Source organism: Streptomyces sp. NPDC058637, from assembly GCF_042717325.1.
Lineage (GTDB): Bacteria > Actinomycetota > Actinomycetes > Streptomycetales > Streptomycetaceae > Streptomyces.
Map to the genome: position 1 here is coordinate 16,280 of NZ_JBHXRD010000030.1, position 22,467 is coordinate 38,746.

21 protein-coding genes and 1 pseudogene are annotated in these 22,467 nt (G+C 70.8%); 9 read left to right on the forward strand and 13 right to left on the reverse strand.

What is annotated here, in order from left to right; all coding sequences use genetic code 11:
* Window positions 1-117 precede the first annotated feature (117 nt).
* The 3 genes from hemB (at window position 118) to ACFWVP_RS26285 (ending at window position 2,748) form a co-directional block, all read left to right on the forward strand.
* Window positions 118-1,113, forward strand: coding sequence for a porphobilinogen synthase (gene hemB, locus ACFWVP_RS26275; protein WP_384500253.1), 996 nt, complete (start codon window positions 118-120; stop codon window positions 1,111-1,113).
* 125 nt (window positions 1,114-1,238) lie between these two features.
* The gene (locus ACFWVP_RS26280) at window positions 1,239-1,604 is read left to right on the forward strand and encodes a hypothetical protein (RefSeq protein WP_384500255.1); all 366 of its coding nucleotides are present in this window, start codon (window positions 1,239-1,241) and stop codon (window positions 1,602-1,604) included.
* A gap of 247 nt (window positions 1,605-1,851) precedes the next feature.
* On the forward strand, window positions 1,852-2,748 hold the full coding sequence (locus ACFWVP_RS26285) for a MarR family transcriptional regulator (RefSeq protein WP_384500256.1): 897 nt from the start codon (window positions 1,852-1,854) through the stop codon (window positions 2,746-2,748).
* Window positions 2,749-2,769: 21 nt separating this feature from the next.
* Here the strand turns inward: ACFWVP_RS26285 and ACFWVP_RS26290 are convergent, their stop codons facing one another.
* Entirely contained in the window at window positions 2,770-3,012 is a 243-nt protein-coding gene (locus tag ACFWVP_RS26290) for a DUF397 domain-containing protein (protein WP_384500257.1), read from the reverse strand.
* Window positions 3,009-3,833, reverse strand: coding sequence for a Scr1 family TA system antitoxin-like transcriptional regulator (locus ACFWVP_RS26295; protein WP_384500259.1), 825 nt, complete (start codon window positions 3,831-3,833; stop codon window positions 3,009-3,011). Before ACFWVP_RS26295 ends, ACFWVP_RS26290 begins: the two co-directional genes overlap by 4 nt.
* 113 nt (window positions 3,834-3,946) lie before the next feature.
* On the opposite strand from ACFWVP_RS26295, the gene ACFWVP_RS26300 reads away from it, so the two are divergent.
* Window positions 3,947-4,399 (forward strand): ATP-binding protein, encoded by a 453-nt coding sequence (locus ACFWVP_RS26300; protein WP_384500261.1) that lies wholly within the window; start codon window positions 3,947-3,949, stop codon window positions 4,397-4,399.
* Here the strand turns inward: ACFWVP_RS26300 and ACFWVP_RS26305 are convergent.
* A pseudogene (locus ACFWVP_RS26305) lies at window positions 4,375-4,693 on the reverse strand (LuxR C-terminal-related transcriptional regulator); the annotation flags it as partial. The gene ACFWVP_RS26300 and the pseudogene ACFWVP_RS26305 overlap by 25 nt on opposite strands.
* A 140-nt stretch (window positions 4,694-4,833) precedes the next feature.
* Complete coding sequence (locus tag ACFWVP_RS26310) at window positions 4,834-5,559, reverse strand: DUF4232 domain-containing protein (protein WP_384500263.1); 726 nt, start codon at window positions 5,557-5,559, stop codon at window positions 4,834-4,836.
* 413 nt (window positions 5,560-5,972) lie between these two features.
* Here ACFWVP_RS26310 and ACFWVP_RS26315 point away from each other — a divergent pair, with 413 nt between their 5' ends.
* Entirely contained in the window at window positions 5,973-7,340 is a 1,368-nt protein-coding gene (locus ACFWVP_RS26315; protein ID WP_384500265.1) for a helix-turn-helix domain-containing protein, read from the forward strand.
* A gap of 134 nt (window positions 7,341-7,474) precedes the next feature.
* On the forward strand, window positions 7,475-7,903 hold the full coding sequence (locus tag ACFWVP_RS26320; RefSeq protein WP_384500267.1) for a hypothetical protein: 429 nt from the start codon (window positions 7,475-7,477) through the stop codon (window positions 7,901-7,903).
* A 77-nt stretch (window positions 7,904-7,980) separates the two neighbouring features.
* Here ACFWVP_RS26320 and argS read toward each other — a convergent pair whose 3' ends face one another.
* Window positions 7,981-9,753 (reverse strand): arginine--tRNA ligase, encoded by a 1,773-nt coding sequence (gene argS, locus ACFWVP_RS26325; RefSeq protein ID WP_384500269.1) that lies wholly within the window; start codon window positions 9,751-9,753, stop codon window positions 7,981-7,983.
* A 132-nt stretch (window positions 9,754-9,885) separates the two neighbouring features.
* Here argS and lysS point away from each other — a divergent pair, with 132 nt between their 5' ends.
* Complete coding sequence (gene lysS / locus ACFWVP_RS26330; protein ID WP_384500369.1) at window positions 9,886-11,646, forward strand: lysine--tRNA ligase; 1,761 nt, start codon at window positions 9,886-9,888, stop codon at window positions 11,644-11,646.
* A gap of 63 nt (window positions 11,647-11,709) precedes the next feature.
* Here the strand turns inward: lysS and ACFWVP_RS26335 are convergent, their stop codons facing one another.
* The 3 genes from ACFWVP_RS26335 to ACFWVP_RS26345 form a co-directional block, all read right to left on the reverse strand.
* Window positions 11,710-13,188, reverse strand: coding sequence for a DUF2637 domain-containing protein (locus tag ACFWVP_RS26335; protein ID WP_384500271.1), 1,479 nt, complete (start codon window positions 13,186-13,188; stop codon window positions 11,710-11,712).
* Between the two features lie 259 nt (window positions 13,189-13,447).
* Entirely contained in the window at window positions 13,448-14,272 is an 825-nt protein-coding gene (locus ACFWVP_RS26340) for a DUF3558 domain-containing protein (RefSeq protein ID WP_384500272.1), read from the reverse strand.
* A 223-nt stretch (window positions 14,273-14,495) separates the two neighbouring features.
* The gene (locus tag ACFWVP_RS26345) at window positions 14,496-15,302 is read right to left on the reverse strand and encodes a DUF3558 domain-containing protein (RefSeq protein WP_384500274.1); all 807 of its coding nucleotides are present in this window, start codon (window positions 15,300-15,302) and stop codon (window positions 14,496-14,498) included.
* Between the two features lie 171 nt (window positions 15,303-15,473).
* On the opposite strand from ACFWVP_RS26345, the gene ACFWVP_RS26350 reads away from it, so the two are divergent.
* Window positions 15,474-16,667 carry an RtcB family protein gene (locus ACFWVP_RS26350; RefSeq protein ID WP_384500276.1) on the forward strand — a complete coding sequence of 398 codons (1,194 nt, stop codon included), beginning with the start codon at window positions 15,474-15,476 and terminating at the stop codon, window positions 16,665-16,667.
* A 68-nt stretch (window positions 16,668-16,735) separates the two neighbouring features.
* On the opposite strand, the gene ACFWVP_RS26355 is transcribed toward ACFWVP_RS26350, so the two are convergent.
* The 4 genes from ACFWVP_RS26355 to ACFWVP_RS26370 all read right to left on the reverse strand — a co-directional run bounded on the left by ACFWVP_RS26355 (window position 16,736) and on the right by ACFWVP_RS26370 (window position 19,556).
* Complete coding sequence (locus tag ACFWVP_RS26355; protein ID WP_384500278.1) at window positions 16,736-17,494, reverse strand: SDR family NAD(P)-dependent oxidoreductase; 759 nt, start codon at window positions 17,492-17,494, stop codon at window positions 16,736-16,738.
* Window positions 17,495-17,559: 65 nt separating this feature from the next.
* Window positions 17,560-17,895: a YnfA family protein gene (locus ACFWVP_RS26360; RefSeq protein WP_384500280.1), complete on the reverse strand. Its 336-nt coding sequence runs from the start codon at window positions 17,893-17,895 to the stop codon at window positions 17,560-17,562.
* A 168-nt stretch (window positions 17,896-18,063) separates the two neighbouring features.
* Window positions 18,064-18,813 carry a Mut7-C RNAse domain-containing protein gene (locus ACFWVP_RS26365; RefSeq protein ID WP_384500282.1) on the reverse strand — a complete coding sequence of 250 codons (750 nt, stop codon included), beginning with the start codon at window positions 18,811-18,813 and terminating at the stop codon, window positions 18,064-18,066.
* 347 nt (window positions 18,814-19,160) lie between these two features.
* A complete protein-coding gene (locus tag ACFWVP_RS26370) occupies window positions 19,161-19,556 on the reverse strand; it encodes a MerR family transcriptional regulator (RefSeq protein WP_384500371.1) in 396 nt (131 codons plus the stop codon).
* Between the two features lie 339 nt (window positions 19,557-19,895).
* Between ACFWVP_RS26370 and ACFWVP_RS26375 the strand changes: the two genes are divergently transcribed.
* The gene (locus ACFWVP_RS26375) at window positions 19,896-21,398 is read left to right on the forward strand and encodes a SulP family inorganic anion transporter (protein WP_384500283.1); all 1,503 of its coding nucleotides are present in this window, start codon (window positions 19,896-19,898) and stop codon (window positions 21,396-21,398) included.
* Window positions 21,399-21,569: 171 nt separating this feature from the next.
* Here ACFWVP_RS26375 and ACFWVP_RS26380 read toward each other — a convergent pair whose 3' ends face one another.
* Window positions 21,570-22,436 (reverse strand): GyrI-like domain-containing protein, encoded by an 867-nt coding sequence (locus ACFWVP_RS26380; protein ID WP_384500285.1) that lies wholly within the window; start codon window positions 22,434-22,436, stop codon window positions 21,570-21,572.
* Window positions 22,437-22,467 lie beyond the last annotated feature (31 nt).

Here is a 22,467-nt window from a genome sequence, read left to right on the forward strand (position 1 = left end):
CGGTCGGTACGGATGTGTGGGGCCCGGTCGCTTCGTGGTGAAGCGGCCGGGCCCCGCTTCCTTTTTCCGGCCCGGGTGTCGGTAAATCGGTGATGTGTGCGGGTCTAGTCTCGAAGGATGACTGTGTACGGAAACTTCCCCGGCTCGCGGCCCCGGCGGCTGCGGACGACGCCCGTCATGCGGCGCATGGTCGCCGAGACCCGGCTCGACCCCGCGAATCTGGTCCTGCCCGCGTTCGTGCGTGAGGGCATCGACGCCCCGGTCGCCATCTCGTCGATGCCCGGCGTGCAGCAGCACACCCTGGACACCCTGCGGAAGGCCGCGGTCGACGCGGTCGCGGCCGGGGTCTCCGGGATCATGCTCTTCGGTGTCCCGCCGGACGAGAAGAAGGACGCCCGGGGCACGGCGGGCACCGACCCGGACGGCATCCTCCAGGCCGGCCTGCGGGCGGTACGGGAGGAGGTGGGCGACGACCTCGTGATCATGTCCGACCTGTGCCTGGACGAGTACACCGACCACGGCCACTGCGGGGTGCTGACCGAGGACGGCCGCGTCGACAACGACGCCACGCTGGAGCGGTACGCCGAGATGGCCCAGGTGCAGGCCGACGCGGGCGCCCATGTGGTGGGCCCCAGCGGCATGATGGACGGCCAGGTCGGGGTGATCCGCGACGCGCTGGACCAGACCGGGCACGAGGACGTGTCGATCCTCGCGTACACCGCGAAGTACTCCTCCGCGTTCTACGGTCCGTTCCGTGAGGCGGTGGGCTCCTCGCTCACGGGCGACCGCAAGACGTACCAGCAGGACCCGGCGAACATCCGCGAGTCGATGCGTGAACTGGCGCTCGACCTGGAGGAGGGCGCCGACATGGTCATGGTCAAGCCCGCCGGACCGTACCTGGACATCCTGGCCAAGGTCGCCGAGTCGGTGGACGTGCCGGTCGCGGCGTACCAGATCAGCGGTGAGTACGCGATGATCGAGGCCGCCGCGGAGAAGGGCTGGATCGACCGGGACGCGGCGATCCTGGAGAGCCTGACGGGCGTCCGGCGGGCCGGAGCGCAGATCATCCTGACGTACTGGGCGACGGAGGTCGCGCGGCGGCTGGGCCGCTGACGCCCTGCGCAGGGGTTCTGGAGCGGGTCACGACAGATCGTGGCCCGCTTTTCACCAATGAGGGACCCCGCTTCTCGCCGGCCTTCTACGTCGCTCTGGCTGCCGACCCCTCGGCGGTCGAGCAGATGGAGGACTCGGTCCTCGCGCGGATCGCCCACGAGCTGTACGAGCAGATCCGCAAGGGCGTCACCGTCGACCGGAAGCTGAAGGAGCGGGCCAGGGACCGGATCATGGCCCGGGTGCTTCGGCTCCTGGCGCAAGGACGGTTATCCGCCGGACAAGCAGCCGGAGGACCTTGCGGAGGCGGGCGAGGGCGTGAACCGGTGCTCGAAGCTCAGGCTTCGGGCGCCGGGGTTCGGGGGACGAGCTTCGGGCGGGGCGGGATCACTCTTCCGGGTGGTGCCGGGAGCCGTCGGGTCCGACGCTTGAGCTTCGGGACTCGGGCGACGAGACGCGGACTTCGGGATTCGAGCGCCTTCTTTACCCGGTAGGTGGAAGAGGGTTCGGGTAGACCTTTCCGACCTCCCGGCCCCGTCACGAGCAGCAAGTATGACTAATAGTGACCGACTTGCAGCGGAGTGTCGTGACTGCTTACGGTGCGGAAACCAGAACGACCCCGACGCGGTGCTGACAACACCAGGCCGGGGTCTCACCCCAAGATCGTTAGGAGACGATCTCGTGGCTGTCCAGCACCCTAGCCCTGCCCTGCGTGCCCCCGCATCCTCACGCCCGTGTCCGATGGCCAATCCCGGCTACGGCAAGCGATCCGCCCCGGACCAACAGGCCCGCTGCGGTGCCGACTTCATGCTGCTGCCTCTACGCGAGCGGAACATCGCCGGGTTCATCGACCAGCTGCCCGACGGTGCGGCCATGGACGTCAAGGGCCTGGCCAGGCAGTTGCCGCTCTACGGGCAGCAGGCGGTCGGCTCGGCCCTGAAAGCCCTGTCCGTCGCCGGGTACCTGCGACGTGTGCGGTGCCTGGTGACCGGTGAGGGTGGGCAAGTGCGCTGGGTCTTCCGCACGTTCTGGTCCCGAACCGCCCGCGACAACGAGTGGTGGGGCGCGCTCGTCGGTGCCGAGCGCGAACAGCCGAAGGTCGCCGAGCCCGTCACCGTCCGGCCGGTGGCTGACGTAGTACCGCAGCAGCGGACGCCGGAGCCGGTTCCGCCCGTGCTGGAGGGTGACTCGCCCGCGTACGCGGCCCTGGCGCGACTCGGCCGTGTCGATGCCCGTCTGGCGCTCTCCGCCGCCGACTGCGCGGTCCTGGAGCCGCTGGCCGCCGAGTGGTTCACCCGTGGTGTGGACGCCGACTACCTCGTGCAGGCACTCGTCGCCGGGCTCCCCGCCGGGGTCGACTCGCCGGTCGGGCTCGTCCGCCGCCGCCTCACGGACAAGATCCCGCCCCGGGTGTCCGCCGCCCCGGTGCCGCCCGCGCCCGGTGCGACCGTCCGGCGGGTGATGATGGAATGCACCAAGTGCGGTGTGCCCGGCCGCGCCGATGCGCTGCCCGATGGTCTCTGCCGCGCCTGTCGGCAGCCGGATCAGGGTGTGCCGGAGGCCCCCGCCGTACTGCCCGTGGAACGGGATGTGCGTACCTACGTCGCCGAGCTTCGCGATCTGCTCAAAGCCCCCTGAACACCTGCTCGCCCGGTCAGGTCAGCTCCGGGCTGCGAACGCGGCGAAGGCCGACCAGGTGGTGGGGGCGACGGTGAAGGCGGGGCCTTCGGGGTTCTTGGAGTCGCGGACGTGGACGGCGGAGGGGTGTGTGGCGACCTCGATGCAGGCGCCGCCCTCGTCGCTGCTGTAGCTCGACTTGCGCCAGTCGTAGGCGACTTCGAGGCACTCGCCGCCTTCGCTGCCGCTGTAGCTCGACTTGAACCACTCAAGTTGGGTGCTCATCGCTCTCCTAGCAGCCGGTCCAGCAGACTCTTCGTGTCCTCGGTGTCGAGAGCCTGCGTTCGCAGCATCGCATACTTCTGCGTGAGGATGCTGACCTCGTCAGGGTCGGCGATCAGCTGACTGCCGCGCTGGGTCTCCGTGTACGCGAGGTGCTGGTAGTCCGGTGTTTCGAGCAGGATGAATGGACCGTCGAGCGCGGCGTGCGACCGGCGGCTGAGTGGGATGACCTGCAGCGCGATGCCCGGCAGTTCAGCGCAACCACGGAGATGGCGCAGTGTCTCCTCATGTACCTCCGGCCCGCCGAGCCGGGCCACCACGACAGCTTCGGAAAGGATGAAGCTGACGGTGGGAGGCACATTGCGGCGGAGCAGCTCCTGCCGTTGCAGCCGGGCCGAGATCAAGCCGCTGATCTCGTCCTCGCTGAAGGCGGGCACCCTGCTCGTGAAGACGGCTCGGGCATAGCCCTCTGTTTGTAGCAGGCCAGGCAGGACCTGATTCGCGAAAAAGGACAGGACGAACGCCTCCCGCTCCAGGTCCATGTACTGCTCCGCCCACGCCGGGATCAGGTCCACCTCCGGCATGTTGTCCACCGCCGTCTCCAGCGCCCCCTTCGTGTCCAGCAGCGCGTCCAGGCGGCGGGCCAGGTCGGGGAGGAGGGCGCGGCGGCCCTGTTCGATGGAGGCGATCGTCTCCAGCTGTACGGCTGCCCGGTCCGCGAGCTGGGCCTGGGTCAGGTCCGCCGCGACGCGGAACAGGCCGACCAGTTTGCCGACGAGTTTCATGGCCGACGCGTTCCTGCGCTGCCGTTTCCTGGGGTGCATACGGTTGGGCCTCCCCGCCTGGGTGCGTACTTCACGCGTCGGCGGCCCGTACAAGAGATCTGTACGTGCTCACCTACTGCTGAACAATAGGCACAGAGAGTGACGCTCGTCTCATGAACGAGACGATGCAACTCCCGCTGCTCCGTGAGCGCTTCTGCCGGCGTGAACGCCGGTCGGTCGCTGCGGTGCGGGAGTTCGTGCGGGTGGCCGTGACCGACTGGGGGTTCGGGGTGCGGCTCGACGACGTGCTGGTGTGTGTGAGCGAGTTGGCGACCAACGCGCTGCTGCACGGGGTGCCGCCGGGGCGCGGGTATCTGGTCCGGCTGCGGCTGGAGGCGAAGGGGTGCGTGCTGTCCGTGGAGGTGCACGACAGTGGTGGCGGGGTGCCTGCGGTGCGGCGGCCCGACGGGGAGTCGGGTCGGGGACTGCTGCTCGTGGACGCGCTCGCCGACCGGTGGGGCGTGGGGGAGAGGGATCCCGGCAAGGTCGTGTGGTGCGCGTTCACACGGACTCAATCGGCCGGTCGTCGCGACCTGACGGTTCAGGACGCCAGGCCCTGGCGGTAGGCGTGGACGACCGCCAGGACGCGGTCGCGGAGTCCGGGCTCGGTGAGGATGCGGGGGACGAAGGTCTTGGCCGTCTCCCGGCTGATCACGAGGGTCGCGGCGAAATCCGTTGTTGGAGAGGCCGTCCGTGATGAGGCGCAGGACCTCCAGTTCGCGGGGGGTCAGCGGGATGTCCGGCGCCGTGTCCTTCGTGGGCCGGATCCGGGCGGCGAACCGGCCCACCAGCTGGCGTGTCACCTCGGGGTCTGGCAGGCCGGGGTGCCGCGGCACTCCGAACGCTACGGATCCCGCGCCCCGGAATCGTCACCTCACGGTGGACACCCGCGCGTAGCTCGCACGGGGGACACGTCCCCGATGGCGGATGTGAGGCAAGGGACAGGGAATTCGGGCACATCGCCCGCATTCCCGTCCTTTGCCTCACACTCAGCGGTGGCTCAGTACGCGAGGGCGTCGGCCATGTCCGTCTGCCAGTAGGTGACCTTGAGGGTGCTGTCCACGTAGACGGGCTTGCTGAGCGGGACGGTCGCCGACGGGCCGCTGGACCCGGAGCCCTCGCGGCCCTGGAAGCTGACGGTCAGGTCCTCGGCGGAGTAGCCGTCCGTGCCGCTGCCGTCGGCGGAGGAGGTCATGACGGCGGAGTAGGCGGACTGGCCGGGACTGAGGGTGACGACGGCCTGCGGCTTGCTCTCCTCGAAGGCCTGGGGGGCCGACTGCGCCTCGCCGAACTTCAGGAACGGGTAGGAGTAGGCGTTGCAGGCCTTGGAACCGGAGTTGGTCACCGTGAGCAGCATGTGGTTGACGGGCCGGGGCACGGCCGTGAGCGTCACCTTGGTGTTCCCGCCGTCGCACGCGAGGGTGACGGGGCCGTCGTCGCCGCCGTTGTCGGCGTCGGTGCCGGTCTCCTTCGGCTTCTGCGCGGCAGGCTCGGCGTCGGTCGAACCCGAGCCCGCGGCGGCGCCGTTGGTGCCCTTCCCCTGGTCCTCCGAGGGCGCCTTCGAGCTGTCCGCCGGCTGCTCGGGCGACGCCGCGGGTGCCGGGGTGGAGGTGCCGACAGCCGCCGAGCCGTCCTCCTGGCAGGCCGTCAGGGTGAGTGCGGTGAGCAGCGCGGCGGTGCCGAGGACGGAAGTGCGGGCGACGCGGCGGAAGTGACGGTTACGCATGAGGTGGTTCTCCCCGTTCGGAAAGGTGTTCAGAAGGTCTTCGGAAGGTGTTCGGAAGATCAGGCGTGCTCGGCGCCGCAGCACTGGCGCGCCGGATGGTGCTCGATGTACTGGACAATGAAGAGTGGTCAGAGGTGCCACAGGAGGGAGAGGAAGGTCGCGGTGGAAGCGATCAGTACTCCTGTGGCGACGGTGTCTGTGAGGCTCAGTCGGAAGCGGATACGCACTGCGTCTCCCGAGGTGGCGAAGGCTGCGTTCGGCGGTGTGTCCACATCTTGTGCGGCGCCGGATTCCGGTGGCAACGGCTGCTGGGGCACACGGGACGCCGGAACGCTTGTATGCCCCCTGACCTGGGGAAACAAGACCTCCCTGGAACGCCTTCCCGGGATGGATCAGAGGGAGGAACGGTCGGGGTGGGTACGGAGATCCAGGACTTCGCGGCAGAGCTCGGTGAGCTCAAGGAGCGTTCCGGGCTGAGTTACGGAGTGCTTGCCCGGAAGCTGCACATGAGTACGTCCACCGTCCACCGGTACTGCAACGGCGACGCCGTGCCGCACGACTACGCGCCCGTCGAGCGCTTCGCCCGGGTGTGCGGGGCGTCGGCGGACGAATTGGTCGGGCTGCACCGGAAGTGGATTCTGGCCGACGAGGCGAAGCGGCGGGGGGCGCGGAAGCCGGAGACGATCGTCGCCGCGGAGCCCGGGCGATCGGTTCCGGCGGGGGACGTGGCGCCGGAACCCCAGCAGGAGCCTCGACCGGAACCGGAACCGGAGTCGGAGTCGGAGTCGGAGTCGGTAGGCGGGGACATCACGCCGCTCGGGGGGGCCGGGCTTCCCGCCGGCGGGCCCGTCGCTGCGCGGCGGCCCTCCCGGCGGTTGCGCGTCCTGCTCGCCGCGGCGGCCGTCGTCGCGCTCACCGTGCCCGCCGCCCTGGCCGTCCGTGGCCTCACGGACGACGACGGGTCCGGCGGCGGACGTGCCGACGCGGCCGCGGGAACGACCGCGTCGAGCGTGAGCCCGAGCCCCCGCCCGAGCAGCGGCAGCCCGTCAGCGAAGCCGAGCCGGTCGGCCTCCCCGTCGGCCGGCGGCAGCGCCACCGCCGAGCCACCCGCCGCCGCGGGCGCACCGGCACGGCCGAACGGCGGGGCGGACGACCGGGGCACCCCGGTGAGTGCCGTCATCAGCTCGTACAACTGGGAGGCGCCGTGCGGGCAGTACTACCTGCTCGACGGCGAACCCGGCACCGTGCCGCCGCCGCCGACCGACCCGCAGGGAAGCCGCGGTTGGGCGAAGGCGCTCGGCGGTGTGGACGGGGGCGACATGATGCTCGAACTCACCCTCCAGGGGGAGTCACAGGAAGCGGTCGTGCTCAAGGGACTGCACGTGCGGGTCGTGTCGCGCGAACCGGCGCTCACCTGGGCCGCGTACTCGATGGGGGAGGGCTGCGGAAGCGGTATCACCCCGCAGTCCTTCGACATCGACCTGGACGACGGCCAGCCCCACACGCAGCCGGTCGCGGGGCAGGACGGCGGTTCCGTCGTCCCGGCGAAGGACTTCCCGTACCAGGTGAGCTCCACCGACGTGGAGGTGTTCAACCTCGACGCGCACGTGGAGGGACACGACGTGACCTGGTACCTGGAGCTGGAGTGGAGCAGCGGCGACCGCAGCGGGACCCTGCGCATCGACGACAACGGCGAGCCGTTCCGTACGAGCAGCATCTCCGGGAGGCCGCAGTACCTCTACTGGGCGGACAGGGCGGAGTGGGTGAAAGCCGAGTACTGACCGGACGGGACACGCGATCGTGCGGGCGGCGCGGTACGGCCGACGGGACGTACGGGCCCTGTTCCGGGTGTGGGCGGCCCGGCCGGGGGCATACGGCCCTTCACCTGCCGTCCGTCAGGTGAAGGGAGCACGCCATGAGCGAGTCCGTCCAGGCATCATTGGAGGCGCCCGCGGTCATCACGGAGCCGGTGCCCGATCTGCAGCTGCAGTTGCTGATCCAGCTGCTGGACAGAGAGCTGCGGTCGAGCCTGCCGATCACCCTCACCCTCACCGGCGGTGTGCTGCACGGGGACGTGATCGGTCACGAGGCGTGGAAGGCCGACTGGGCCAGGAGCCTGCGCCAGGTCGAGGGCGAGGGCGCCAACCTGATCGCGGAGTTCCCCGAGACGGTGGACCAGGGCATCCGGGAGCTGGTCGCGGGTGAGAGCGGGGGGCAGTTGCCGCGCTGGATCCACCTCAGGGACGTCACAGTCGTCCTCGGCGGTGCGGGCGCCCTGCACCTGCCGCTGTGGCGGGGCCGGCTGGCCGACGTGTCGGGATGGGCGCTGGGACGGCCGCAGTGAACCGGGGTGGTGCGTAGGTACGCGGAGGCCCGGCACCCCGTGAAGGGGTGCCGGGCCTTTCGTCCACCGCGACGCGGTCAGAGGCGCTCGGGCGTCCTGATGCCGAGGAGCGCCATGCCCTGGTGCAGGGTGCGGGCGGTGAGCTCGACGAGGAACAGCCGGTTCTCGACGACCTCCGCCGGGTTCTCGTCGCTGAGCACCTGGCACTGGTCGTAGAACGTGGTGAGGTGCGAGGCGAGCTGGTAGAGGTACGCGGCCAGTTTGTGCGGCTCGTACGCCGACGCCACCTCGGCCAGGACCTCGCCGAACTGGTCCAGGTGCAGGCCCAGCGCACGCTCGGCCGGAGCCAGCCCCAGCTCCGGGTGCGCGGCCGGCTTCGCGTCCCCGGCCTTGCGCAGGATGGAGCGGATACGGGCGTACGCGTACTGGAGGTACACCGACGTGTCGCCGTGCAGCGACACCATCTGGTCCAGGTCGAACTTGTAGTCCCGGACCGCCGAGGTCGACAGGTCCGCGTACTTCACGGCGCCCACGCCGACGTACCGGCCGTTCTCGACGATCTCGTCCTCGGACAGGCCCACCTTCGCGGCCTTCTCGCGGACGACCGCGGTGGCCCGCTCCACGGCCTCGTCCAGCAGGTCCTCCAGCCGGACCGTCACGCCCTCACGGGTCTTGAACGGCTTGCCGTCCTTGCCCAGGATCGTGCCGAACGCCAGCTGGTGCGCCTTGACGTCCTCGTTGAGCCAGCCCGCCCGGCGGGCCGTCTCGAAGACCATCTTGAAGTGCAGGGACTGCCGGACGTCGACCACGTAGACCAGCGAGTCGGCCTTGAGGTCCTGGACCCGGTCGCGGATCGCGGAGAGGTCCGTCGCCGCGTAGCCGTAGCCGCCGTTCGTCTTCTTGACGATCAGCGGGACCGGGTTGCCGTCCGGGCCCTTCACGTCGTCGAAGAACACGCACAGCGCACCCTCGGAGCGGACGGCCACACCCGTCTCCTCCAGGATCCGGCAGGTCTCCTCCAGCATGTCGTTGTAGCCCGACTCGCCGACGATGTCGGCGTCGCGGACCTCCACGTCGAGCTTGTCGAAGACCGAGTAGAAGTAGACCTTCGACTCGTCGACGAAGCCCTGCCAGAGCGCCAGCGTCTCCGGGTCACCGGCCTGGAGGGCCACCACCCGGTCCCGGGCACGGGCCTTGAACTCCTCGTCGGCGTCGAAGAGGACCCGCGAGGCCTTGTAGACGCGGTTCAGGGACGACATCGCGGCCTCGCCGTCGGCCGCCCCGCCCTCCTGATGGCCCAGGGCGCCCGGGTGCTCGATCAGGTACTGGATGAGCATGCCGAACTGCGTGCCCCAGTCGCCGATGTGGTGGCGCCGGATCACGTGCTCGCCGGTGAATTCCAGGATCTGCACCATGGCGTCGCCGATGACCGCCGACCGCAGGTGGCCGACGTGCATCTCCTTCGCCACGTTCGGCTGGGCGTAGTCGACGACCGTCGTGCCCGCGGCGGCGTTCACCGGGACGCCGAGCCGGTCGCCGTCCGCGGCGCGCGCGGCGAGGGTCTCGACGATCGCCCGGTCGGTGAGCGTCACGTTGAGGAAGCCGGGGCCGGAGACCTCGACGTCCTTGATCAGGCCACCCGTCGGAAGGGCGGCCGTGACCTGGGCCGCCAGCTCGCGCGGGTTGCCCTTGAGCTTCTTGGCGAGCGCGAGGATGCCGTTGGCCTGGAAGTCGGCCCGGTCACTTCGGCGCAGCAGCGGGTCCGCGGCGCCGGCATCCGGCAGAGCTGCCGTCAGGGCGTCCGCCAGCTGCTGCTGGAGCGTGGAAGCGAGGGAAGGGACCGAAGCCATGAGCCGGCTGCCGTTTCCGTAGGAGACAAGGGATCGCCCGAGTATCCCACGCGGCGCAAAGCCGTTTTCGCGCTGCGGTCGGTACCTGGGAGAATGGATCCCGCCCCTATGAGTCCTACACGAGAGAAGGACGTGCCGACCGTGGCTTCGAGTCAGAGCAGCACCGAGACCGACTGGGTCTCCCGCTTCGCGGACGATGTCATCGCCGAATCGGAGCGACGTGCGCCTGGCAAACCGGTCGTCGTCGCGTCCGGCCTTTCCCCGTCGGGCCCGATCCACCTGGGCAACCTCCGCGAGGTCATGACCCCGCACCTCGTCGCCGACGAGATCCGCCGCCGCGGGCACACCGTGCGCCACCTGATCTCCTGGGACGACTACGACCGCTACCGCAAGGTCCCCAACGGGGTCGCGGGCGTCGACGAGTCGTGGGCCGAGCACATCGGCAAGCCGCTGACCTCGGTGCCCGCCCCCGCCGGGTCGGCGTACCCGAACTGGGCGGAGCACTTCAAGGCCGCGATGACCCAGGCGCTGGACGAGCTCGGCGTGGAGTACGACGGGATCAGCCAGACCGAGCAGTACCTGGCGGGGACGTACCGCGCGCAGATCCTGCACGCGATGCGCCACCGCGCCGACATCGACGCCGTCCTGGACCGCTACCGCACCAAGAAGGACGGCGCCGCGGGCGTCAAGGGCGGCAAGAAGCCGCAGCAGAAGAAGGTCGAGGAGGCCGAGCTGGAGGCCGCCGAGGGCTCCGGCGCGGCGGACGAGGACGACGGCAGCGGCAACACCGCCGGCTACTTCCCGTACAAGCCCTACTGCGGCAACTGCGAGAAGGACCTCACCGTCGTCACGTCCTACGACGACGACTCGACCGAGCTGAACTACACCTGCTCGGCCTGCGGCTTCGCCGAGACGGTGCGCCTCAGCGAGTTCAACCGCGGCAAGCTCGTCTGGAAGGTCGACTGGCCGATGCGCTGGGCCTACGAGGGCGTGATCTTCGAGCCCAGCGGCGTGGACCACTCCTCGCCCGGCTCCTCCTTCGTGGTCGGCGGCCAGATCGTGCGCGAGGTCTTCGACGGCGTCCAGCCGATCGGACCGATGTACGCGTTCGTCGGGATCTCCGGCATGGCGAAGATGTCCTCCAGCAAGGGCGGTGTGCCGACCCCGGCCGACGCGCTGAAGATCATGGAGGCGCCGCTGCTGCGCTGGCTGTACGCGCGCCGCAAGCCCAACCAGTCCTTCAAGATCGCCTTCGACCAGGAGATCCAGCGGCTGTACGACGAGTGGGACTCGCTGGCCCGCAAGGTCGCCGACGGTTCGGTGCTGCCCGCCGACGCCGCCGCCTACGCGCGGGCCGTCGGCACGGCCGCGGGGGAGCTGCCCAGCACCCCGCGCCCGCTCCCGTACCGCACGCTCGCCTCGGTCGCCGACATCACGGCGGGCGCCGAGGACCAGACACTGCGCATCCTGACCGAGCTCGACCCTTCGAGCCCTCTGACCTCGCTCGACGAGGCACGGCCCCGGCTCGACCGCGCCGAGAACTGGATCACCAGCCAGGTCCCGGCCGAGGCCCGCACCATCGTCCGCGACGAGCCGGACAAGGAACTGCTCGGCTCCCTGGACGAGAAGGGCCGCGAGTCGCTGCGGCTGCTGCTGGAAGGGCTCGACTCGCACTGGTCGCTGGACGGGCTGACCACGCTCGTCTACGGCGTGCCGAAGGTGATGGAGGGGCTGGAGCCGGACGCCCGGCCGACACCGGAGCTGAAGGCTTCCCAGCGGTCCTTCTTCGCGCTGCTCTACCGGCTGCTGGTCAGCCGGGACACCGGGCCGCGGCTGCCCACGCTGCTGCTCGCCGTGGGCGCGGACCGGGTGCGCAGGCTCCTCGGCGCGTAGTCCCGACAGCGAAACGACCGGGCGGGCCGCTCAGCGGCCCGCCCGGTCGTCCGTGCGTGGGGGTCACGCGATGTGTTCGGCGGACATCTCGTTGTCGAAGCGCTGCCTGAAGCCCGGCAGCAGTCGCCGCAGGAGCGGACCGCTGCGGGGATGGCGGACGTTGTGGCCGTCGGCCAGGTGGATGTCGAGCACCGCGACGCTGGGGTAGTTCTGGTGCTCCTGCGTGTACTCGGCGAACACCTTGTACGCGATCTCACCGAACTCGGCCTCGGCCGCGGCCCACTCGGCCTCTTTCTGCGCGTCACGAGGCGGCTGCGGGTCCTGGTCCTGGTCCTGCGGGGTCTGCGGCGCCTGCGGGGTCTGCTCCTGCGGAATCCGCACGTCCGGCTGCTGCTGGGGGGCCTGCGGCTGCTGCTCCTGCTTACGCGACGGGTCCTGCTGCTCCGGGTGCGGGGCGGGCTGCGGTTCGCCGTTGCGGGGGTGCGGGAACGCGCCGATCGTGCCCACGTTCCCGAGCGGGCGGGTCCGGCCACCCGGGCCGGACGGGATCATCACCGGAGTGGGCTCCAGGCCCTCGACGTACGTCGGGTTGTACGCGCTCTCGTACGCGTCCTCAGGAACCTGCGGTGCGGCGAACCAGGGGCTGTCGTGGGAGCCGGGGCCGTCCTGCGGCCAGTCGTCCTGGTCCGCCGACGGGTGCTGCTGGTGCCCGTGTTGCTGCTGTGCCTGCTGTGCCTGCTGTGCCTGGTACTGGGACCCTGCGGGGTTCTGCACGTCCTGCTGCGGGGCGTACGGGAGTTGGGGGTGCTGCGGCTCTCCCTCGACGGCCGCGGGGGCGGGCGGCAGCAGTGCCGGTTCGATGCCCGCGGCGGCGAGGCCGGCCGGGGCGGTCTCGGCGAGCGGTACGCCGTACTTCGCCAGGCGCAGCGGCATCAGGGACTCGATGGGTGCTTTGCGGCGCCAGTTGCGGCCGAACCGGGCCTGCAGGCGGGCCTGGTAGATCAGCCGGTCCTGTTCGAGCTTGATGACCTGTTCGTAACTGCGCAGCTCCCACAGCTTCATCCGGCGCCACAGCTTGAACGTGGGGACGGGGGAGAGCAGCCAGCGGGTGAGGCGGACGCCCTCCATGTGCTTGTCGGCCGTGATGTCCGCGATCCGGCCGACGGCGTGCCGGGCGGCCTCGACGGAGACGACGAACAGGATCGGGATCACCGCGTGCATACCGGTGCCCAGCGGGTCGGGCCAGGCGGCGGCGCCGTTGAAGGCGATGGTGGCCGCGGTCAGCAGCCAGGCCGTCTGACGCAGCAGCGGGAACGGGATCCGCATCCAGGTCAGCAGCAGGTCCAGCGCGAGCAGGACACAGATCCCCGCGTCGATACCGATCGGGAAGACCAGGGAGAACCGGCCGAATCCCTTCTCCTCCGCGAGTTCGCGGACGGCTGCGTACGACCCCGCGAAGCCGATCGCGGCGATGAGCACCGCACCGGCGACGACGACCCCGATGAGTATTCGGTGCGTGCGTGTCAGCTGCATTGCGGCCACCCGCGTTCCCCTCCCTGCTCGGTCTGTTGCGAGCGACAGCCTGGCACACGTGTACGAGCGAGTGCGGGCCGGTACGGGCGGAGGCCGTCCGACGCCCAACGCGACACGGCGACCTCCGTCGCGCCGGTGCGGCTTTCCCGCACCGTTCGCGGGCCGTTTCCCGGATCCCCGGCACTCGTTTCGGTGCCGACGCGGACGAGCGCACCCGCCGGCCCGATTCCGGCCCGGCGGGTGCGCTCCTTCGCGTCGTGGGGTGCCGCTACGCCTTGCGGGAAGCCTTGGCGGTCGTCTTGGGGGACGTCGTCCTGCCGGAGGTCTTCGCGGACGGTGTGGCGGAAGCCTTGGCCGACGGCTTGGCCGAGGGCTTCTCCGTGGTGGCGGTATCGCCGTCGACGGAGGCGACGGCTTCCTTGGCGGCCTTCTCGGCGCCCTTGAGGATGTCGGCCGCGGAGGGGGTCTTGGCTCCCGCGTAGCCCGCGCCGTTGTAGGTGAGCGTGACGACGACGTTGCCCGTACGGGCGACGACCGTCGCGTACTTGAAGTCCTCGCTCGTCTTGGTGAGGTCGTAGGTGACGGTGGTGGCCTGCTCACCGATTCCGTCGGCAGGTGCGGCCGCGGCCTTCTTGGCACCCTCGGTCGCCTGCGCCTTGGCGACCTGCTTGGTGTACTCGTCCGTGGCCCGCTCGGCTCCGCTGCCCAGGGCCTGGTCGGAGTCGAAGCGGAGGAAGCCGACGTCGAGCCAGCGGTACTGGGAACCCTTGACGCCGTTGTCGTCCAGGCCGTTCCAGGAACAGCTGCTGCGGGTATCCGTGTTGCTGGACTTGCCCGCGGTGCCGGACTTGACCTTGCTCTTGGGGACCAGGGACTCGATCGTCTTCTTACCGATCGACTTGCAGGTGTCGGCGGGCAGCGCGTCGAACTTCGCGGGCTCGACGGTCGGCTCCGTCTTCTTCCCGCTCGGCGCGGCGGACGAGTCCGAGCCCTTCTTGTCGCCGGAGTCCGACGAGCAGCCGGCGACGACGAGCATCACCGGAACGGCGGCGCAGACGAGTATGCGGGACAGTCGCGGGGCTGATCGGTGCATGGTTCCTTCACTCGGACGGCACGGCGGTCTCGGTCGTGCGGGCGGTAGGGCTGTGCGGCGGGTGGTGCTGTACGTCGGGTCGGGCTGTGCGACGGGCGGTTGAACCGGCCGGCCCGCCGGGCGGCCCGGAGGGCCACGGTACGACGGACGGCGGCCGGATGCCGCCTCGGTCGCGGGCCCCGGGGTGCGGGGCGGCCCCGCGGCGGAGGCCCGCCGACGAGGGCTACTCGCTGAGGGTCTCGGCCAGCTTGCGGGCCAGGGCCTGCGCCTTCTCCTGCAGTTCCTGGCTGTCGGGCACCTCGGTGACGCGGGCGGGCTGCTCGGTGTACTGGACGGTCACGATGACGTTCGATGTGCGGAATACCACGCTCACGGTGCGGTGCTGGGCGGTGGATCCCGCCCGGGTGAGGGTGTCGTCCAGATACGCGGCGTCCCCCAGGCCCTCCAGCAGTCGGGGCCGGAGCTCCTCGGCGGTGTCGGCGGACGGGCTCGCCGAGGGGGAGCCGGACCCGGTCTTGCCCGGAGACCCGGAGGGGGAGCCGCTGGGCGTCGGACCGGGGGAGCCGGCGACGGTACTGCTGGGCGTCGCGCCGGTCCCCCCGGGGGCCAGACCGGCGGCGTCCTCCTTCTTCGCGTACACCTCGTCGGCGCGGTCGTCGTCGCTCACCGAGGTGTCGTACGACACGACGCGCTCGAAGTCGATGGAGAGGTTCCGGGACGCGTCCGGGGCGGTCGAGCTCCAGCGGCAGCCGACCTTGCGGTCGGTGTCGTAGGTGACGGTGGCCGTGCCCTCGTACACCTTCTCCTGCTGCCTCTCGGGCAGCTCGGTGGCTCCCGGCAGCAGGTCCTTGAGCGTGGAACGCGGCACGGCGCGGCAGGATTCGGGCAGCGTCCGGTACTTGCCGGGCGGTGCGGCCGTAACCATCGGGCTGCCGGGCTTGCTGTCGGCGGCGGGGTCGTCGGCGTCGGAGCCGGCGCTGCAGCCGGCGACGAGCGCTGCGAGGAGCGCGACGCCGGGTACGTACGCCATGTGTCGCACGGTCCCAGGCTCCCTTCGGTACGAAAACAGGTTGCCGCTCACGGGCGGCCGATGGACACAATGTGTATCGCACGCGCCGCTGTGAATGCCGGTCGGCAGACCTATATGCCGACCTCGGCACCGGTTTTGCGCTTTCGGTCTTTTCGGGGGAATAGAGGGGTTATGTCGTATGTGGAGGTGCCCGGCGCGCAGGTCCCGATCCGGATGTGGGCAGACCCGGCTGCGGTCGAGGACGGCGCGATGCAGCAGCTGCGGAACGTGTCGACGCTGCCCTGGATCAAGGGTCTGGCCGTCATGCCGGACGTCCATTTCGGCAAGGGCGCGACCGTCGGTTCGGTGATCGCGATGCACGGGGCGGTGTGCCCGGCCGCGGTGGGCGTGGACATCGGCTGCGGGATGTCGGCGGTGAAGACGTCGCTGACGGCCAACGACCTGCCGGGCGACCTGTCGCGTCTCCGGTCGAAGATCGAGCAGGCCATCCCGGTGGGCCGCGGGATGCACGACAGCATCGCGGACCCGGGAAAGCTGCACGGATTCCCCACGGCGGGCTGGGACGACTTCTGGTCCCGGTTCGACGGCATCGCCGATGCGGTCAAGTTCCGTCAGGAACGTGCCACAAAGCAGATGGGAACGCTCGGATCGGGTAATCATTTTATCGAGTTCTGTCTCGATGAAGCGGGCGTGGTGTGGCTGATGCTGCACTCCGGTTCCCGGAACATCGGCAAGGAACTCGCGGACTTCCACATCGGGCAGGCCCAGAAGCTCCCGCACAACCAGGGACTCGTCGACCGTGACCTCGCGGTCTTCATCGCGGACACCCCGCAGATGGCTGCGTACCGCAACGACCTGTTCTGGGCGCAGGAGTACGCGAAGTACAACCGCTCGATCATGATGGGTCTCTTCCAGGACGTGGTCCGGAAGGAGTTCAAGAAGGCCAGGATCACCTTCGAGCCGGTCATCTCCTGCCACCACAACTACGTGGCGGAGGAGCGGTACGAGGGCATGGACCTGCTGGTCACCCGCAAGGGCGCCATCCGGGCCGGTTCCGGTGAATTCGGGATCATCCCCGGATCGATGGGCACCGGTTCGTACGTCGTGAAGGGCCTGGGGAACGAGAAGTCGTTCAACTCGGCCTCGCACGGGGCGGGGCGGCGGATGAGCCGGAACGCCGCGAAGCGGAAGTTCTCGACGCGGGACCTGGAGGACCAGACGCGGGGCGTGGAGTGCCGTAAGGACTCCGGCGTCGTGGACGAGATCCCGGCCGCGTACAAGCCGATCGAGCAGGTCATCGAGCAGCAGCGGGACCTGGTCGAGGTCGTCGCGAAGCTCAAGCAGGTCGTGTGCGTGAAGGGCTGAGGCCCGGCACCCCGCGTGAGGAGGAGCCCCGGACCGGCCGCGGTCCGGGGCTCCTCCTCCGTCGCCGGTCACAGCGTGCGGTGCACCTTGGAGTTGGAGGCCTGGGCGCGGGGGCGGACCACCAGGAGGTCGATGTTGACGTGGCTGGGGCGGGTGACGGCCCAGGTGATGGTGTCGGCCACGTCGTCCGCCGTGAGCGGGGCGTCGACGCCCGCGTAGACCTTCGCGGCCTTCTCCGTGTCGCCCCGGAAGCGGGTCGTGGCGAACTCCTCGGTCTTGACCATGCCCGGCGCGACCTCGATGACCCGGACCGGGGTGCCGACGATCTCCAGGCGGAGGGTCTCGGCCAGGACGTGCTCGCCGTGCTTGGCCGCGACGTAACCGCCGCCCCCCTCGTACGAGGAGAGCGCCGCGGTCGAGGACAGGATCACGATCGTGCCGTCGCCGCTCGCGGTGAGGGCGGGCAGCAGGGCCTGGGTGACGTTGAGGGTGCCGATGACGTTCGTCTCGTACATCTGGCGCCAGTCGGCCGGGTCGCCCGTCGCGACGGGGTCGGCGCCCAGCGCCCCGCCCGCGTTGTTGACGAGGACGGCCAGGGAGCGGAACGCGGTGGCGAACTCGTCCACGGCCGCCCGGTCGGTGACGTCCAGGGCGTAGGCCGTCGCCTGGTGGCCCGCCTCGGTGAGCTCGGCCGCGAGGGCCTCGATGCGGTCCTTGCGGCGGGCGGTGAGCACCACACGGTGCCCGGCGGCGGCCAGCTGCCGGGCGGTCGCGGCACCGATGCCGCTGCTCGCACCGGTGATGACGGCGATGGGGGTGGCGGCCATGGCGAACTCCTCGGACAACTGGTCGGGTAGGGGCCAAGGATAGGCAGGCCCTCCGGGTGCGGGGCTCAGTGGCCGCGGGGCGCGTACATGATCACGGCCATGCCGGCCAGGCAGATCAGCGCCCCCGTCACGTCCCAGCGGTCCGGGCGGTAGCCGTCGGCGACCATGCCCCAGGCGATCGACCCGGCGACGAACACCCCGCCGTACGCGGCGAGGATCCGGCCGAAGTCGCCGTCCGGCTGGAGCGTGGCCACGAAGCCGTACGCGCCAAGGGCGATGACGCCCGCGCCGATCCAGATCCAGCCGCGGTGCTCACGCACGCCCTGCCAGACGAGCCAGGCGCCCCCGATCTCGAAGAGCGCGGCGACGACGAAGAGCGCGACGGAGCGGGCGACGACCATGGGTTCAGCGTTTCACGCCGTGCCCGCGCGCCGGTGCGTGGGCCGTGCGGGTGGACACGGTGTGGAGCGGCGGCGCGAGCGACCGCGACCGGCATGACGACACGCACGAGGTGCTGACCCTCTCCACCGGTGATCCGTACGTGTTCTGACGGGCCGACGTCCGCCGTGTCAGGCGGTCGGGGCCCCGCTGCCCGCCCCGCCGAACTCGCGCACCGCGTCCGCGACGACGGCCTCCAGCCCCGCGTGGTGGGCGCCCCGCCAGTACACCCGCTCGCAGGCCGTGCACCGGGCGAACACGTCGTACGACTGCTGGGTGCCCTTCTCCAGCCGGGCGCTCACGGAATCCTTGTCGGCCTCCACGAGCTCCCCGTTGCACGCGGTGCACCGGGTCCACGGCGCGAGCACCGGGGCGAACCGTCCCAGGACGTCGCGGAGCTGTTCCTCGGGCCGGTCGCTGTAGACGTACGCCCCCGCCCAGATCTCCCGGCGCCTGAGCAGCCCTCTGTCCCGGGAGAGCAGCACCCGTCGCTGCGCCGCGGACAGGGCCGCCAGCGCCGGGTCCCCGATGTCCTCGCTCTCGTACGCCGCGTCCACGCCCAGCAGCCGCAACCGGCGGGCGAGCGTGCCCAGGTGGACGTCGAGGAGGAAGCGCAGGGGTGCGCCGGGAACCTGCTGGGGGCGCCGCACGGCCCGCACCTCGACCAGCTCGCCCGCGCCGGGGATGTGCGACACGGGCACGGGCGTGCCGTCGACGAGCAGCTGTCCGGCCTCGGTGAGAGGGACGCCGAGGGACTCCACGACGTGTCCCAGGGTCGACGAGCCGTCGGTGGCGACGGCGGTCCGTCCCTGACGGCGCTCGTGGGCGACGAAGAGCCGGAGTTCCGGAGCTACTTCGAGGGTGATCTCAGGTCCGTTCACCTGGTCAGGATGCCATTGCGCGGGGTACGGCAGCGAGAGGTCTCCGGAGTGTGGCGGCACGGCCGGGGCGGTGCGCGGGCCGGCGGTGCGTCCGGTCGCCGTGTCCGGTCGCCGTGTCCGAGGTGGGCGGCCGGCCCGGCCGGCCGGGCTCCCGGAGGGCGAGCCCCCCGGCGTACGCGGAGAAGGGACCGGCGTGGTGGGCGCGTGGACCGCCCGCCGGTGCGGGCAGGCGACCCGCGCCGGCTCCCGGGTCCGTGCCTGCGGGGCCGCTGGGCGTCGTCGTACGCTCGGCCTGCGGGGCCGGGGCCTTCCCCCGCCGGTCACCCCCTGGTGGTCACCTCCGCCGGTCACCCCCCGGACGGGCCCGTCCGCTCCAGGCGGGCGCGGAGCGTCCCGGCGAACTCCTCGGCCCGCGACAGCTGGGTCCGCAGCTTGAGCACCTGCTCGGACGCGGCCCGTTCGTAGGCGCGCACCCGTTCCAGGAGCGCGTCGCGCTCCTCCGGCGTGGCTTCCCCGCCGTGGTCGAGATGGTCGATCGCTTCCAGCAGCTCCCGCATCTCCTCCAGGGTGAAGCCGAGCGGCTTCATCCGGCGGATGACCATCAGCCGGTCGACATCGGCCTCGGTGTAGAGGCGGAACCCGCCCCGGGACCTGGCCGAGGGGACCACCAGGCCCGACTCCTCGTAGTGCCGGATCGTGCGCAGCGACAGCTCGGTCCGTGTGGCGACCTCGCCGATCTGCATGTGCCCGCTGCTCACAGGGTGCCCTTCCCGCCTCTCGCCGTGGCCACGACGGACGGCGTTTCCATCTCTACCCTAACGTTAGGGTAGAGTTGTTCAGCGCCCGTGCACCATGGCCGGACCGACGATGTCTCCGGCGCCCTCCCGATTGCGGTGGGTGTGCGCCACGGCGGTGCCCGGCCGTGGCGGTACGCCGCCCCGGCGGCAGCCACCAGCGCTGCCTGCCCCCGAAGCTTCCGTCCGCCGTCGCGGACGATCCGCGGGACGCCGTCCGGCTCCCGCGGCCCCCGCACGCCCCACGGTGCCGCCGGGTGTGCCCGAGTCCGACAGGTCCTGCTCCCCTTGTCCACTTCCGTACTGTCCCCGGTCGGCCGGTTCGCCGGCCGGCGTCCGCCCTGGCTGTCCCCGAAGGTCTTCCGGACCGAGGCCCTGGCCGGACTCGTCGTGGGCCTGGCGCTGATTCCCGAGGCGATCTCGTTCTCGATCATCGCCGGGGTCGATCCGGCGGTCGGCCTGTTCGCGTCGTTCACCATGGCCGTCGTCATCTCCTTCGTCGGCGGCAGGCCCGCGATGATCTCCGCGGCGACCGGTGCGGTGGCCCTGGTCATCGCACCGCTCAACCGGGAGCACGGCTTCGGCTATCTGGTCGCGGGCGTCATCCTCGGAGGGATCTTCCAGATCGTCCTCGGGGCGCTCGGTGTCGCCAGGCTGATGCGGTTCGTGCCCCGCAGCGTGATGGTCGGCTTCGTCAACTCGCTGGCGATCCTGGTCTTCCTGGGCCAGGTCCCCGAGATCAGCGACGTGCCCTGGGCCGTGTATCCGCTGGTCGCCGGCGGGCTGGCGCTGATGGTGTTCTTCCCGAGGATCACCAAGGCGGTCCCGGCCCCGCTGGTCTCCATCGTCATCCTCACCGTGATCACCGTCGCCGCCGGCATCGCCGTACCGACGGTCGGTGACAAGGGCGAGCTGCCCTCGTCCCTCCCCGTGCCCGGACTGCCGGACGTGCCCTTCACCCTGGACACGCTGACGACCATCGCGCCCTACGCGCTCGCGATGGCGCTGGTCGGGCTGATGGAGTCGCTGATGACGGCCAAGCTGGTCGACGAGATCACCGACACCCACTCCAACAAGACCCGCGAGTCCATCGGCCAGGGCATCGCGAACATCGTGACCGGGTTCTTCGGCGGCATGGGCGGCTGCGCGATGATCGGCCAGACGATGATCAACGTGCGGGTCTCCGGCGCCCGTACCCGGCTGTCCACCTTCCTCGCCGGGACGTTCCTGATGGTGCTGTGCATCGTCTTCGGGCCGGTCGTCTCCGACATCCCGATGGCGGCCCTCGTCGCGGTCATGATCATGGTGTGCTTCGCGACCTTCGACTGGCACTCCATCGCGCCCAAGACCCTCAGGAGGATGCCCGCGGGCGAGATCACGGTCATGGTCGTCACCGTCGTCTGCGTGGTCGCCACCGAGAACCTCGCCGTCGGCGTGGTCGTCGGCTCGATCACCGCGATGGTCATCTTCGCCAGGCGGGTCGCGCACTTCGCGGACGTCACCTCGGTCACCGATCCGGACGGCAGCCGGGTCGTCTACTCCGTCACCGGCGAGCTGTTCTTCGCCTCGTCCAACGACCTCGTCGGCAGGTTCGCCTACGCGACCGACCCCGACCGGGTCGTCGTCGACCTGTCCGCCGCGCACATCTGGGACGCCTCCTCCGTCGCGACGCTGGACGCGATCACGACCCGCTACGAGCAGCGCGGGAAACAGGTGGAGATCGTCGGGCTGAACGAGCAGAGCGCCCGTATCCACGGCTCGCTCAGCGGCGAACTCACCGGCAGCCACTGAACTACGGCCACCGAATAGTGGCCGCTGAACGACCGTCACCGGACGGCAGCCACCCAACGGCACCCCCCGGCCGCACGGTCCGGCGGGACCGCGCGCCCAGGGGCCGCCGGAGCCGGTCCGGGCGGGACGCGCCGGGCATCACGGCCGGCGCGTCCCGCCACTCGCGCGCGCTCAGACGGCGGTGCGCTCCACCGGGATCCACAGCTCCGCGTCCGCGTGTGCCCCGTCCTGCGACAGCCGGGTCCGCAGGATCTCGGGGCCCGGCCGGCTCCGGTAGGGGTTGGACGGGAACCACTGCGTGAAGACGTCCCGCCACAGGTACTGGAGCGTCTGCGGGAACGGTCCCGAGCTCTCGAACACCGCCCAGGTCCCGGCCGGGACGCTGAGCGCGTCCATGTCCGCGGGCACCGCGGCGCCGGTCACCACACCGTAGTAGTAGTCGAGTTCGGTCCCCTCGGCGCGGCTCTCGTCCAGATCGTCACTGACCGAGATGATCCCCTCCGGCTCCTGGTCGGACAGGTCCTCGATACGCTGCCGGGTCTCCTGGCCGAGTCCCCGGATGAAGTCGACGATGGCCGGATTCATCCCTTCGTGCACGAGCGGGACACGCGCCTTCCTGCCGACGATCCGGAACGCGTCCTTCTCCACGACCCTGTACCGCATGCTGCTGCTCCCTTCGACAACGAGGCGGAAGGACATCCGGGACTGGGACCGCAGAGACGCACCTGACCGCCTGGCCTCACCGGGACCGACCCCGTGCACGGCGCGGAACGCGCGCGCGAAGGCCTCGCCCGAGCCGTAGCCGTACCGCACCGCGATCTCCAGCAGCGTCCGCTCCCCGGCCAGCACCTCGGCACCCGCGACCGTCAGCCGCCTGCGCCGGACGTACTCCGACAGCGGCATCCCCGCGAGCGCGGAGAACAGCCGGCGGAAGTGGTACTCCGAGGTCATCCCGATGCGCGCCAGGTCGGACACCTCGACCGTCCGGTCGAGGTGCCGCTCGATGTGTTCCATGGCCTGATTCAGCCGCTCCAGCACCCGGGCCTCCTTCCCTTTCGGTTCCCACGCT